Here is a 13,588-nt window from a genome sequence, read left to right on the forward strand (position 1 = left end):
GGCGCGGGACGATCCGGAGCCGCCCGCGCCTTTTTCAATGATGCGGAAGCACCGCTTACTTGCGGCCGCCGCCCGGCTCCATGCACTTGTCGGTCTGGCCGCGTTTGCAGATGGGATAGTGATCCATCGCAGGCGGCGGCGGGAACGCCTGATCGGGCGAAACCGAGGGCTGGAAGGTCACGGTCGCGCCCGGCGTCGCCGGCTGCGACATCGGCGGGGTCGCGGGCTGATAGCCGCCTGCCTGCTCGGCCGCCGAAGCGTCGGGTGCGGCGGCGGTGGTCGGCGCCATCGACTGGTCCTGCGCCGTCGTGTCGTCGGTGGTCTGCGCGATGGCCGGGACGGCGATCGCGGCGGCCGCGGCGAAAAGGATGAGCTTCATGCCTTACTCCTCGAGCTTTTATTTCGTGCGCGACCCGTCTGGGTTGCGCGCGGGGGAGAAACGCATGTCTTGCTGGTTCGTTGCGCTGGCGATTCCGTTTTTTCGCCACGCGGCCTCGTTCGGCGGCTACGCGCCCGAATCGAGCGAGTAGCCGGCGGAGCGGACGGTGCGGATGATATCGGGGCGGCCGTCGCGGTTGATTGCCTTGCGCAGGCGACGGATATGGACGTCGACCGTCCGCGCTTCGATATCGGCGTCGTGGCCCCATACCGCATCCAGGAGCCGCTCGCGTGAGAACACCCAGCCGGGATGTTCGAGGAAATGCTTGAGCAGACGGAATTCGGTGGGGCCGAGCGGCAGCACCTCGCCACCGCGGCGCACCTTGTGGCCGACCGTGTCCATCTCGACATCGGCATAGCTCAGTGTCTCTCCGGCAAGGCCGGGACGGACGCGGCGCAGCACCGCGCCGACGCGCGCGACCAGCTCGCGCGGGGAAAACGGTTTGGTGACGTAATCGTCGGCACCGGTTTCCAGGCCGCGGACGCGATCCTCCTCCTCGCCCCGCGCCGTCAGCATGATGATCGGCACATTGGCGGTTTCGGGCATGCGGCGCAGGCGGCGGCAGACCTCGATGCCGGACAGGCCCTCGATCATCCAGTCGAGCAGCACGATGTCGGGCGCCGCCTCGCGCGCCATCAGCAGAGCCTCTTCGCCATCGGCGGTGTGGCGCACCTCGAAATCCTCGCGCTCGAAATGATAGGTGAGCAGCTCGCCAAGCGCGGCATCGTCCTCGACAAGCAACATTCGGGCGGCGGACATGGGCTTCTCCTTCAATGCATCCGCTCGATCGGGGGGATCGGCGAGGCGCCGCGTTCGCGCTCGGGCATGTGCGCGCCGGTTGCGGCGTAATGGACCATCTCGGCAACGTTGGTAGCATGATCGCCGACGCGTTCGAGATTCTTGGCGATGAACAGCAGGTGCGCAACCTGGCCGATGCTCTCCGGATTCTCGATCATGTAGGTGACGAGCAGGCGGAACAGGCCGTCATAGAAATCATCGACCGCACGATCGCGTTCAGCAACGTCGATCGCGGCTGCGGCGTCGCGCGCGGCGAAGGCATCAAGCACGTCATGGACGAGGCCGCCCGCCATTCGCGCCATCGCCGGCAGCATCGCAATCGGCTCGATCGCGCCGGCGTCGATCGCGGGCACGCGCTTGGCGATGTTCTTGGCATAGTCGCCGATCCGTTCGACCACCGCGGCGATCTTGAGCGCGGCAACCGCCTCGCGCAGATCGCCGCCGGTCGGCGCTCGAAGCGCGATCAGGCGAATTGCAAGCCGCTCGACCTGGCTTTCCAGCGCGTCGACGCGACGGTCACCGGCGATCACGCCTCGCGCGGCCTTCAGATCGTGGCGCACCAGCGCATCGACGGATGCGTCCAGCGCAGCTTCGGCAAGTCCGCCCATTTCGGCGATCAGCCCCCTCAACTCGCCGATATCGGGATCGGCATCGTCGGCGTCGGCAGGTGCAACCGCCGACTCGACCAAGGGCGCCGATGCCGTGGAGTCATGACGTTTTGATGACAACACCTCATCCGCCGCGCCGATCGGAAGCAGCACCGTGACGGTGGTGCCCATGCCGCGGACGCTGGCGATGTCGAGCCGGCCGCGATGCCGCTCGACGATGTGCTTGACGATAGCGAGGCCTAATCCGGTGCCGCCGACTGCCCGGCTGCGGCCGGGGTCCGCGCGATAGAAACGCTCGGTGAGGCGCGGTACGTGTTCGGGCGCGATGCCTTCGCCCTGATCGGCAACGGTGACGCGCACCATGGCGGGCTTGGGCTGGGCGATCGAGATGGTGACGGGGGTGCCCGCGCGCCCGTATTTCATGGCATTGCCGATGATATTGTGCAGCATCTGCGACAATTGCACCCGATCGCCGTGGACCGGGGCGAGGTCGTTGGTGACATCGAGCACGAGATCGTTGCTGCGCTCGTCACCACCTTCACTCAATTCCCGCACGACCGCATCCGTCAACGCGGCGATATCGACCGAGCCGGTCGGCTGCGCATATTTCTCGGCCTCGATGCGCGATAGTGACAGCAGGTCGTCGACCAGTCGCTGCATCCGCGACGCCTCGCCGGACATGACCTTGAGGAAGCGGTCGCGCAGCCGGGCATCGCCACCGGCCTCGGGCTCGGACAGCGTTTCGACATAACCGAGGATCGAGGCGAGGGGGGTCTTGAGTTCGTGGCTCGCCGACGCGACGAAATCGACGCGCATCCGTTCCGCAGCGTAGCTGCCCGTGCGATCGATCAGTTGGACGATGCGCCGTCCGTTCTCGACTGGCGACACGCGCATTTCCCAACGCTGGTCACGAGTGCCGAGGCCGATCAGCGAAATACCCTCGCCGCCATGATCGCCGCCGAGATCGGCCAGCCGCTCGGTCGCGGCGGGATGACGGATGGCGAGACGAACATCCTCGCCCAGGATGTGATCGCCGAGCAGCGCGCGGGCAGCCGCGTTGGCTTCGATCACGCGGTTGCCCGCGACCATCAGCACGGGTTCGGCAATCGCCTCGATCACCGGGGCGGTGGTGCTGGGCGGCTCGATCGGTGATGACGGCGCTGTCTCGCTGGAAGGTTCGGCGCGCCGGTGCGAGAAGATCACGGCAATTGTGACGATGCCCCCCGCCAGTGCACCCGCTGCGACGCCCCAGCCGAACAGCCATGCTGATAGCGCGGCGATCGCTATCGTCGCGGCAAGCGCCCAAATCGGCCGTGGAGCGGCAAATTGTGTCATTCTGATCCGAGTCCCATGGCTTTGCCGGGCGGAAGGCCCGACCACGATCTTGCGCCTGCTTTACGAATATGAAAGGGCAAAGACGACAGGATGGTGCCGCGATGACCGACGAGACCAGCGATCGACCGGCCGACGAGGCCGCAGGCACGACCCGTCGCCGTGCCCTGATGCTTGGTGCGGTCGGCGCATCCGCGGTGGTATCGATCCGCCCGGCGCTGGCGCAGACCCAGGCCTCCGTCATCAATTGCGAGATCCCGGTGCCCGACGCCGGTCGTGCAGGCAGCTATATCGCCGCGGACGGATCGGTGGTGCCGGCGGGCACGCCCGGCGCCTTCCCGCCCGCATCGCTGGCGTTCAAGGGCCAGGACGTGAAGAATGCGCTTGCCGGCGGGCAATTGCCCGGTACGACCTACGAGCAAAACCAGGCCTATGTGAAATACATCCGCCGCCTGCAATCGGGGACCAGCGGCTTCACCTGCTTCGCCTCGTTGCAGATGCCGCGCGGCTGAGCGCAGCGGCGTGGCCGAGCGCCTCTATCGGGCGGCGGCGGCGGACGCGCTGCGGATCGTGCCACTCGACGATTTCACCGTGATTTTTCACCGTCCGTCCGGGCTGACTCACCTCGTCACTGCGCCGGCGCCGGAGATCCTGGCACTGCTTAGCGAGGATGTGCTGACGCGCAATGCACTGCTCGCCTGCCTCGGCGCCCAGTTCGATCTGGGAGATGCGAGTGCGGAAGCGCTCGACGCGCGCCTTGGCGAACTGGTCGCGACCGGACTGGTCGAAACCGCGTGAGACACATCTTCCAGGTGCGTATCGGCCCGGCCGGCTTTCGCGTCGGATCGGATTGGCGCGCGCCAATCGCCGAGCTCGAACGCCTTTATGCCGGTTATCCCGCCCCGGAAAACGGCGTGCCGGATTTCACCGTGCGGCTGTTCGCGGCACGGCCGTGGCGGCGCTGGTTGCGCCCTGCGGTGACGTTGGGTGGCGATTTCGTCCTGCCCGACGCGGCGCCGTTGCCGCTTTCGCAGGGGCTGCTTGCGGCCGAGATGGCGATGAACCTGCAGATGGCGCTGGGTCAGCGGCGCTATCTGCTGCTCCATGCCTCCGCCGTCGAGCGCGAGGGCCGCGCGGTGCTGATGACCGGGCTGTCGGGGGCGGGCAAGTCGACGCTCGCCGCATTGCTTGGTGCGCGCGGATGGCGGCTGATGGGCGACGAGTTCGCCCTGATCGACCCGGCGACGGGGATGGTTCACGCCTTTCCCCGCCTCGTCAGCCTGAAGAACGCGGCGATCGGCGTGGTTGGCGATGCCGTTCCACAGGCGCGATTCGGGCCGCTGCTTGCTGGAACGCCGAAGGGGGACATCCGGCACCTTGTGCCCGACCCACAAGCCGTGGCGCGTATGGACGAGCCGGCGCAACCAGCACTGCTGCTGTTTCCGCGCTTCGGCTTCGCTATCGCTCAGCGAGACTTGGGGCCGAGCGAAATATTCGTGCGGCTGACGCAGGCCTCGACCAATTATGTCGCGCTGGGCGAACGCGGCTTCGATGCTATGACGCGCGTCGTGCGAGACGTGCCGGCGCGCGCAATCGATTATCCCAATGCCGAGGCCGCGATCCAGCAGGTCGAGGCGCTGTGGAACGCCCTGTGAGCCCCGACGCTGCCTTGCTTGCCCGCGCGCTGCGCGATCCGGCCAGCCTCGAGCCGCTCGACGCTGACGGCTGGACGGCCCTGATCGCGATGGCGCGAGCAGAGCAGTTGATCGGCACGCTGGCGCAGCGCCTCGCCGGAGCAGCTATGCCGCCTGCGGTGGCACGCATCCTCGAGGACGCCCGTGCGTCTGCCGCCGATCAGCGCCGCGCCGCCTTGTGGGAAGCCGAGGCCGCGCGGCGGGCGCTCGTGGGTGTCGAGGCGCCGATCGTGCTGCTCAAGGGGACCGCTTATGTCGCCGCCGGCTTGGCGGCCGGGGAGGGGCGATCGATCGGCGATCTCGACATCCTGGTGCCGCGTGAGAGCCTCGACGCGGTCGAGCGCGCGCTGCTCTCCTCCGGGTGGGAATGGGTCAAGCCCGATCCCTATGACGACGCCTATTACCGCCGCTGGATGCACGAACTGCCGCCCCTGATCCATCGCGAGCGTGATCGGATGATCGATGTCCATCATACGATCCTGCCGCTCACGGCGCGCATTACGCCAGACCCCGAAGCGATGATCGCGGATAGTATCGTGCTGGAAAACGGGCTGCGCGTGTTGTCGCCGGAGGACATGATCTGCCACGCCGCGGCGCACCTCTTTGCCGATGGCGACCTTGCCGGCGGGATGCGCAATTTGTGGGATATCGATCGGCTGTGCCGTGAATTTGGTGGGCGGGACGAAGATTTCTGCTTGTCAGTCTACGAGCGGGCGCATCGGCACGGCCTTCTGACGGTCGTGCGAAGGGCGTTTCGACTCGCCCGGCAGCTCTACGGGACTCCCGTCCGAGCCTACCGCTCGCCGATCCGTGTGCCTCTCGATGACCGGCTTTCGGATCGACTCTACCGCCGCCGCTTGTTCGCGCGCAACGGCTGGGGGCGGCCGACGCGAAGGGGCACCCGATTTGCCTTCTATCTCCGCTCGCACTGGCTGCGGATGCCGCCGGCGATGCTCGCGCGGCATCTATGGACCAAGTGGCGTAAGGGCTACCGCCCGGTCTGAACGGCGATGGCGCATAGCGCCTCGGGCAAAGCCGCGAAATCGTCGATCACCGCATCGGCGCCGAGTTCCGCAACGGGCTTGCCCGGATAGCCGTAGCTGACGGCGACGCAGGGCAAGCTGGCCGCTTTCGCCGCGGCGATGTCGAATTCCGAATCGCCGACGAATGCGGCGCGACCGGCGGCGCAGCGGCGCAGCATCTCGATCAGCGGATCGGGCGCGGGCTTGCCCTTGGCAACGCTGTCGCCGCCGATCACCGTGGCGAAGCGATCGGCAAGGCCGAGCGCGTCGAGCAAACGGGCGGCGAGTTGCTCGCTCTTGTTGGTCACCACCGCCAATTCGACACCAGCCTCGGATAGCATCGCCAGCGTATCGGTGACGCCGGGATAAGGTCGCGTCTCATCGGCGATATGCACGGTGTAATAATCGATCATCCGGTCATAGAGCGAATCGAGCGGGTTCGGCGCGGTCATGCCCGAATCGGCCAGGCTCCGCGCCAGCATCCGCCGCCCGCCGCCGCCGATGTTGCGCCGCACCTGCGCGACCGCGAGCGGCGGCGCGCCGAGCGAGGCGAGGACATGGTTTACGGCGGCGGCGAGGTCGGCACTCGAATCGGCCAATGTGCCATCGAGATCGAAACCGACGAGATCGAAGGGAAAATCGGGCATCGTCCGTCTGCCTGCCAGTGACGCTATGGAAATGGCAAGACAATCATGGCAGGGCGAGCGCGATGAGGGAGTGCCGATGACCGAGCCTGTCGCCGCGATCGTGCTTGCCGCGGGCAAGGGGACGCGGATGAAATCCGATCTCCACAAGGTGCTGCACCCGATCGCCGGGCGGCCAATGCTGTTGCACCTGCTCGATAGTGTCGCGGCGCTCGATCCGGCGCGCACGATCGTCGTCACGGGCGCGGCGGGGGAGCAGGTAGAGGCGGCGGTGGCGCCACTTGGCGTCGCGACTGTCGAGCAAAAAGAGCAACTTGGCACGGGCCACGCGGTGCGTCAGGCGGAGCGCGCGCTCGATGGGTTCGAGGGCGATGTGCTGGTGCTTTACGGTGACGTGCCGCTGGTGACACCCCGGACGTTGCAGCGGATGATCGAGCGGCTGCATGCGGACGATAGACCGGCGGCAGTGGTGCTCGGGTTCCGGCCCGCCGATCCGGGCGCCTATGGGCGCGTGATCGCCGATGCCGATGGCCGCATTGCGAAGATGGTCGAGTTCAAGGACGCAAGCCCCGAGGAACGCGCCGAAACCTTGTGCAATTCGGGCCTGATGGCGGCGCGCGCCAGCGACCTGTTCGGTCTGCTCGCCCGCGTCGGCAACGACAATGCGGCCGGCGAATATTATCTGCCCGATATCGTCATGCTGGCGGCTGCCGATGGGCGGCGTTCGGCAGTGATCGAAACGGACGCCGAAGAGGTCGCCGGGGTGAACAGCCGCGCCGAACTGGCGCGGATCGAGGCGCGCTGGCAGGCGGCGCGGCGCGAACGCGCGATGACCGATGGTGTTTCGCTTGTCGCCCCCGAGACGGTGTGGTTCGCCTGGGACACTACGTTAGGCCGCGATGTGACGATCGAGCCCAATGTCGTGTTCGGTCCCGGCGTGACGATCGGCGACCGCGTGGCAATCCACGCCTTCAGCCATATTGAAGGTGCGACGGTGGCGAACGGCGCCGATATCGGTCCTTATGCCCGGCTGCGGCCCGGCGCGGAGGTCGGGGTCGGCGCGCGGGTCGGCAATTTCGTCGAGATGAAGAAGGCGGTGCTGGGCCATGGCGCCAAGGCCAATCACCTGACCTATCTCGGTGATACCGAAGTCGGGCCGGGAGCGAACATCGGTGCCGGAACGATTACCTGCAATTACGACGGCTTCTTCAAGTATCGGACGAAGATCGGCGCCGGCGCGTTCATCGGCTCGAACAGCGCGCTCGTCGCGCCGGTCAGCGTCGGGGACGGGGCGATCGTCGGCGCCGGCAGCGTGGTGACGCGCGACGTCGAAGCCAATGCGCTGGCGGTGGCGCGCGGATCGCAGGAACAGAAGCCGGGCTGGGCCGCGCGCTTTCGCGAGCGGATGCGGGCGAAGAAGGACAAGGGACAGGCCTGATGTGCGGGATCGTCGGAATCGTCGGCAAAGAAGCGGTGGCCGATCGGCTGCTCGATGGGCTCAAGCGGCTTGAATATCGCGGTTACGATTCGGCGGGCATCTGCACGATCGATCATGCCGCGTTCGATCGCCGTCGCGCGCAGGGCAAGCTCAGGAACCTCGCCGCCCGGCTCATCGAGGCACCGCTCGCCGGCGATATCGGCATCGCGCACACTCGTTGGGCGACGCATGGTGCGCCGACCGAGGACAATGCGCATCCGCATATCGTCGGCGACGTGGTGATCGTCCACAATGGGATCATCGAGAATTTCAAGCCGCTGCGCGACGAATTGATCGCCGATGGCCGTACCTTCGCCAGCCAGACCGATACCGAGGTGGTAGCGCACCTGATCGCGCGCGAGGTTGAGAAGGGCGTGCCGGCGCGCGAGGCGGTTGCGGTGGTGCTGCCGCGTCTCCATGGCGCATTCGCGCTCGCGGTGATGGTGCTGACCGAGCCCGACGTGATCATCGGCGCGCGGCTGGGCGCGCCGCTGACGGTGGGCTATGGCGATGGCGAGAATTATCTCGGCTCGGACGCGCTGGCGCTGGCTCCGCTCACCCAGCGGATCGCCTATCTCGAGGAAGGCGACTGGGTCGCGGTGAGCCGCGAGCGCGTCGAAATCTACGATCGCGACAATAATCCAGTCGAGCGGCCGATCGTCCACTCGGGTGCGTCCGGCCAATTGATCGACAAGGGCAATCACCGCCACTTCATGCAGAAGGAGATATACGAGCAGCCGGTGGTCGTCGCGCAAACGCTCGGCAGCTATATCCGGCCGCTCGAAGGCGTGGTCGCGCTGCCCGACATGGAATTCGATCTCGGCTCGGTCGAACGCGTGGCGATCGTCGCCTGCGGCACCGCGAGCTATGTCGGCATGATCGGCAAATACTGGATCGAGCAGTTCGCGCGGCTGCCGGTCGAGGTCGATGTCGCCAGCGAGTTCCGCTATCGCGATCCGGTGCTGCTGCCCAACACGCTGGGCATCGTCATTTCGCAATCAGGCGAGACGGCCGATACGCTGGCGGCACTGCGCCACATGAAATCGTCGGGCGTGACGACCGCGGGGATCATCAACGTGCCGACCAGTTCGATGGCGCGCGAGGTCGATCTGCTGCTGCCGACTCATGCCGGGCCCGAGATCGGCGTCGCGTCGACCAAGGCGTTCACTTGCCAGCTCGCGGTGATGGCGGCGCTGGCCGTCAACCTCGCTCGGGCCAAGGAGCGGCTGAGCGCGGACGAGGAACGCGAGATCGTCCGCCATCTGGTCGAGGTGCCGGCGGCGATGAGCGCGGCGCTGGCGCATGACGAGGAGATCGAGGCGATGGCGCCGGCGATCGCGCAGGCGCGTGACGTGCTCTATCTCGGGCGCGGGCCGGATTATCCGATGGCGCTGGAAGGCGCTCTGAAACTCAAGGAAATCAGCTATATTCACGCCGAAGGTTATGCGTCGGGTGAAATGAAGCACGGGCCGATCGCATTGATCGACGATGCCGTGCCGCTGATCGTCATCGCGCCATCCGGGCCGCTGTTCGACAAGACCGTTTCCAACATGCAGGAAGCGCAGGCGCGCGGCGCGCAAGTGGTGCTGATTTCGGACGCCGAGGGCATCGCGCAGGCAGGCGAGGGGACGATCGCGACGATCGAGATGCCCAAGGTCCACCCGCTGATTGCGCCGATCGTCTATGCGATTCCGGTGCAGCTGCTCGCCTATCACGTCGCGGTCGCCAAGGGCACCGATGTCGATCAGCCGCGCAATCTCGCCAAGTCGGTGACCGTCGAATGAGGTGACGCGCCCGCCCGGGCCGCCGTTGCCCGCGCGCGATTGCCGCTTATCTCGGTTGGCGAAGGCGATCGTGAGGGACGGGCCGATGGCGGGCGTGATTGCGCAACGGATGAAACGGGCGATGGCGGGCGAGGTGCGTGCGCTGTTCAACGATCGCTCGCGCGGCGAACGGCCGGTGATGCCGCAGTCGGATGGCCTGTTCGGACCGCAATCGGTCGCCTGGCGCGTGCATCGCGACGTCACCTCGATGATGGTCGGCGGCGTTGCGGCGCTGCTGCTGCAGATGCTCCACCCGGCGGTGCTTGCGGGGGTGTGGGATCATTCCGGGTTCCGGCACGACATGCTCGGTCGCTTGCGGCGAACCGCGCGGTTCATTGCCGTTACCACTTATGGCAGCGCGGCCGATGCCACGGCGGCGCTCGATCGCGTGCGTATGATCCATGACGGCATCAGCGGCGCGCTGCCCGACGGCACCACCTATCGAGCGAGCGATCCCGCCTTGCTCGCCTGGGTCCATGTCTGCGAGGTGACGAGTTTTCTGGCGGCATGGCGTCGCTATGGCGAACCCGGCATGACGGCGGCCGATCAGGATCGCTATGTCGCCGAAATGATGCGGATCGCCACACCGCTCGGTGCGAACCCGGTGCCGAGCAACCGCCAGGAGGCTGCACGGCTAATCGAGCGAATGCGGCCGTCACTGGTCGCCGACACGCGAACGCGGGAAGTGGCCGGCCTGCTGTTGCGGCAACGGCCGGCGCGGCTGGCGATCGCGCCATTCCAGGCGATCACCTTTCGTGCCGCGGTCGATCTGCTGCCGGGATGGGCGCGACGGATGCACGGGTTCGCCGATCCGCTGGCCGCTCGCCCGCTGGTTCGCGCCGGCACGTTCGGCTTGGCCGAAGCGGTGCGCTGGGCGTTCCGCTAGGGCCGATCGCCATTCAGTTCTGGCGGGCTGCAAATGGCGGCTCTTACGCGCTTCCGGTGCTCACGGACCTGTAGTCCGCTGCGCTCCGGGTCACGGAAATCCACCATTTTCGCGCCGCCACCTCCTGAATGTCGATCGACCCTAGGCCGAACGGCGATATTGGAGGTGCCGCTTTGAGTCTGCGGTCCTCGCGCCGACGCCGATCAGCGCTATGCGGTGGCTTCCTCGTCGATCGACGAGGAGACTTTCCACAGGTTGATACTGCCGTCGGTCGCGTAGCGATCGATCTCGGCAAGCTCGGCATCGCTGAAAGCGAGATTGTTGACCGCGTCGAGCGAATTGTCGAGTTGGCTGACGGTGCGCGCGCCGATCAGCGCCGAGGTGACACGCGGATCGCGCAGCACCCAGGCGATCGCCATCTGCGCCAGGCTCTGGCCGCGGCGTTCGGCAATGGCATTGAGGCGCCGGATGCGCTCAATATTGTCGTCCGACAGCAAGTCCTGCGACAGCGATCCTTCTCTCGCTGCCCGCGCGTCGGCCGGAACGCCGTTCAGATATTTCGCCGTCAGCATGCCCTGGGCGAGCGGCGAGAAAGCGATGCATCCGGCACCGAGTTCCTCGAGCGTATCAAGCAGGCCATCCTCGATCCAGCGATTGAGCATCGAATAGCTCGGCTGGTGGATCAGCAGCGGCACCTTGTGCTCGGCCAGGATCGCCGCGGCCTTGCGCGTCAGCTCGGGCGAATAGCTCGAGATGCCGACGTAGAGCGCCTTGCCCTGCTGGTGCAGCGTCGCCAGCGCGCCCATCGTTTCCTCGAGCGGCGTGTCGGGATCGACGCGGTGCGAATAGAAAATGTCGACATAGTCCAGGCCCATGCGCTTCAGGCTCTGGTCGCAGCTCGCGATCAGATATTTGCGGCTGCCGCCGACATCGCCATAAGGGCCGGGCCACATGTCCCAGCCGGCCTTGGTGGAAATGACGAGTTCGTCGCGGTGCGTGGCGAAATCGGCGGCCATGACGCGGCCGAAATTCTCTTCCGCCGAGCCGTAGGGCGGGCCGTAATTATTGGCGAGATCGAAATGCGTGACGCCGCGATCGAACGCGCGCCGCAGCATTGCACGGCCGGTCTCGAACACGTCATCGCCGCCGAAATTCTGCCACAGGCCGAGGCTGATCGCGGGCAGCTTGAGCCCCGATCGGCCGCAGCGGCGATAGGGCATGCGGTCATCATAACGGGCCGGATCGGCGTGATAGGGGTCGGGGAAGGGCATGACTGTCTCCGGTATCGTGGCGCTCAGAGCGCGAGTTTCCAATCCCAGCCGAGCGGATCGCCATCCATTACCTCGACGCCGGCTGCGGCAAGGTCGTCGCGGACCGCGTCGGATCGGGCGAAGTCCCTGGCGGCGCGGGCGTCGCGGCGCTCGGCGAGGCGCCCGGCGATTTGCTGTGGCGTCAGTGTCGCGCCTGCGGGTGCGATGCGCAGATCCTCGCGCGTCAACCGGCCCAGATCGAGCCCGAGCACGGCGTCGAAATCGGCAAGCGCGGCGAGGCGGACCGCAGGTGAGAGCTTCTTGTCGGCGAGCATTTCGTCGAGCACCGGCAGCGCCTTGGGCGTGTTGAGATCATCCGACACTGCCTCGTCGAGGCGCTCGAAATAGGGCGCGGCGTTGCCCTTCGATGGCGCGGCAGCATCGGCGGCGGCACGATCGCGCAACGTCGACACGGCCATCACCAGCCGCTTGAGGCGGGTAAGCGCGGCGGCGAGGCCTTCGCCGGAAAATTCCAGCTCGCTGCGATAATGCGCCGATAGGCACATCAGGCGATAGGCAAGCGGGTGGACGCCCTTGTCGACCAGGCTTTTCAGCGTAGTGAAGCCCCCAGCGGATTTGGACATTTTCCCCGAGCGCTCGACCAGGAAATTGTTGTGCATCCACCAGTTGGCGCCGGTCTCCGCACATTCGCAATGCGCCTGATTCTGCGCGATCTCGTTGGGGTGGTGGATCTCACGGTGGTCGATCCCGCCGGTGTGGATGTCGAACTGGTCGCCGAGATATTTCTTGCTCATCACCGAGCATTCGAGGTGCCAGCCCGGCGCGCCGCGGCCCCAGGGCGACTCCCATTCCATCTGCCGGTTCTCGTGCGTGCCCGATTTGCGCCAGATCGCGAAGTCCTGCGGGTGGCGCTTGCCCTCGACCGCCTCGATGCGGCCGGCGGCGGCATCATCCTGCCCGCCGGCGAGCGCCCCGTAATTCGGCACCGTCGTCACGTCGAAATAGAGCCCGCTGTCGAGCTCGTAGCAATGCGCTGGCGCGATCTGTGTGGCGAAGGCGATCATGTCGTCGATATGATCGGTCGCGACCGACCAGCGGCTTGGCGCGCGGATGTTGAGATCGGCGATATTCTGCTTGAACGCCTCGGTATAATGCGCCGCGACATCCCAGATGCTCTTGGCTTGCGCGCGGGCGGCGGCCTCCATCTTGTCGTCGCCGGCATCGGCGTCGGAGGTCAGATGGCCGACATCGGTGATGTTGATGACATGGGTGAGGGGATAGCCCTTCCACGTCAGCACGCGCGAGAGCGTGTCGGTGAAGACATAAGCGCGCAGGTTGCCGATATGCGCGTAATTGTAGACGGTCGGCCCGCACGAATAGAGACGCACATTGGCCGGATCGATCGGCACGAAAGCCTCGATCTGGCGGGAGAGGCTGTTATAGAGTCGCAAGGGCACGCCGGTCATGCGCTCGCCATAGCCAAGCGCGCGGGCGCTGCAAATGCCCCGCATGGAACCGTCTGGCCGGCCAAATCGCTTGATAAGCAGGCGCGCGACTGGTAGGGGCGGCGCGTTACGGCGCAGGCCATGCTTGC

13 protein-coding genes and 1 pseudogene are annotated in these 13,588 nt (G+C 66.6%); 7 read left to right on the forward strand and 7 right to left on the reverse strand.

Annotated features, from left to right (window positions below; genetic code table 11):
* Positions 1-55 precede the first annotated feature (55 nt).
* The 4 genes and pseudogenes from K7G81_RS06295 to K7G81_RS06305 form a co-directional block, all read right to left on the reverse strand.
* Positions 56-379, reverse strand: coding sequence for a hypothetical protein (locus tag K7G81_RS06295; protein ID WP_223029880.1), 324 nt, complete (start codon positions 377-379; stop codon positions 56-58).
* Between the two features lie 126 nt (positions 380-505).
* Positions 506-1,198, reverse strand: coding sequence for a phosphate regulon transcriptional regulator PhoB (phoB, locus tag K7G81_RS06300; protein ID WP_223029881.1), 693 nt, complete (start codon positions 1,196-1,198; stop codon positions 506-508).
* Between the two features lie 11 nt (positions 1,199-1,209).
* Positions 1,210-1,926, reverse strand: coding sequence for a phosphate signaling complex protein PhoU (gene phoU / locus K7G81_RS17725; RefSeq protein ID WP_255586752.1), 717 nt, complete (start codon positions 1,924-1,926; stop codon positions 1,210-1,212).
* Positions 1,927-1,995: 69 nt separating this feature from the next.
* A pseudogene (locus K7G81_RS06305) lies at positions 1,996-3,180 on the reverse strand (ATP-binding protein); the annotation flags it as partial.
* Between the two features lie 101 nt (positions 3,181-3,281).
* On the opposite strand from K7G81_RS06305, the gene K7G81_RS06310 reads away from it, so the two are divergent.
* From K7G81_RS06310 to K7G81_RS06320, 4 genes are read left to right on the forward strand one after another with little or no spacing between them, the layout of a single operon-like run.
* Complete coding sequence (locus tag K7G81_RS06310) at positions 3,282-3,689, forward strand: hypothetical protein (RefSeq protein ID WP_223029882.1); 408 nt, start codon at positions 3,282-3,284, stop codon at positions 3,687-3,689.
* A gap of 10 nt (positions 3,690-3,699) precedes the next feature.
* Positions 3,700-3,975 (forward strand): HPr-rel-A system PqqD family peptide chaperone, encoded by a 276-nt coding sequence (locus K7G81_RS06315; RefSeq protein ID WP_223029883.1) that lies wholly within the window; start codon positions 3,700-3,702, stop codon positions 3,973-3,975.
* Complete coding sequence (locus K7G81_RS17730) at positions 3,972-4,832, forward strand: HprK-related kinase A (protein ID WP_369412045.1); 861 nt, start codon at positions 3,972-3,974, stop codon at positions 4,830-4,832. Before K7G81_RS06315 ends, K7G81_RS17730 begins: the two co-directional genes overlap by 4 nt.
* Positions 4,829-5,875 carry a nucleotidyltransferase domain-containing protein gene (locus K7G81_RS06320; protein WP_369412046.1) on the forward strand — a complete coding sequence of 349 codons (1,047 nt, stop codon included), beginning with the start codon at positions 4,829-4,831 and terminating at the stop codon, positions 5,873-5,875. The genes K7G81_RS17730 and K7G81_RS06320 overlap by 4 nt, the downstream gene beginning before the upstream one ends.
* Here the strand turns inward: K7G81_RS06320 and K7G81_RS06325 are convergent.
* Positions 5,860-6,540: an HAD-IA family hydrolase gene (locus tag K7G81_RS06325; RefSeq protein WP_223029885.1), complete on the reverse strand. Its 681-nt coding sequence runs from the start codon at positions 6,538-6,540 to the stop codon at positions 5,860-5,862. The two genes, K7G81_RS06320 and K7G81_RS06325, sit on opposite strands and share 16 nt — an antisense overlap.
* 76 nt (positions 6,541-6,616) lie before the next feature.
* Between K7G81_RS06325 and glmU the strand changes: the two genes are divergently transcribed.
* The 3 genes from glmU (at position 6,617) to K7G81_RS06340 (ending at position 10,723) form a co-directional block, all read left to right on the forward strand.
* On the forward strand, positions 6,617-7,975 hold the full coding sequence (gene glmU / locus K7G81_RS06330; protein ID WP_223029886.1) for a bifunctional UDP-N-acetylglucosamine diphosphorylase/glucosamine-1-phosphate N-acetyltransferase GlmU: 1,359 nt from the start codon (positions 6,617-6,619) through the stop codon (positions 7,973-7,975).
* The gene (gene glmS, locus K7G81_RS06335; RefSeq protein ID WP_223029887.1) at positions 7,975-9,798 is read left to right on the forward strand and encodes a glutamine--fructose-6-phosphate transaminase (isomerizing); all 1,824 of its coding nucleotides are present in this window, start codon (positions 7,975-7,977) and stop codon (positions 9,796-9,798) included. The genes glmU and glmS overlap by 1 nt, the downstream gene beginning before the upstream one ends.
* Positions 9,799-9,883: 85 nt before the next feature.
* Entirely contained in the window at positions 9,884-10,723 is an 840-nt protein-coding gene (locus K7G81_RS06340; RefSeq protein WP_223029888.1) for an oxygenase MpaB family protein, read from the forward strand.
* A 209-nt stretch (positions 10,724-10,932) separates the two neighbouring features.
* On the opposite strand, the gene mgrA is transcribed toward K7G81_RS06340, so the two are convergent.
* Both mgrA and cysS read right to left on the reverse strand, forming a co-directional pair.
* The gene (mgrA, locus tag K7G81_RS06345; RefSeq protein ID WP_223029889.1) at positions 10,933-11,994 is read right to left on the reverse strand and encodes an L-glyceraldehyde 3-phosphate reductase; all 1,062 of its coding nucleotides are present in this window, start codon (positions 11,992-11,994) and stop codon (positions 10,933-10,935) included.
* A 23-nt stretch (positions 11,995-12,017) separates the two neighbouring features.
* Complete coding sequence (cysS, locus tag K7G81_RS06350; RefSeq protein WP_223029890.1) at positions 12,018-13,460, reverse strand: cysteine--tRNA ligase; 1,443 nt, start codon at positions 13,458-13,460, stop codon at positions 12,018-12,020.
* Positions 13,461-13,588: the final 128 nt, after the last annotated feature.

Origin of the sequence: Hephaestia mangrovi, assembly GCF_019880555.1 — a bacterium.
Lineage (GTDB): Bacteria > Pseudomonadota > Alphaproteobacteria > Sphingomonadales > Sphingomonadaceae > Sphingomonas > Sphingomonas mangrovi.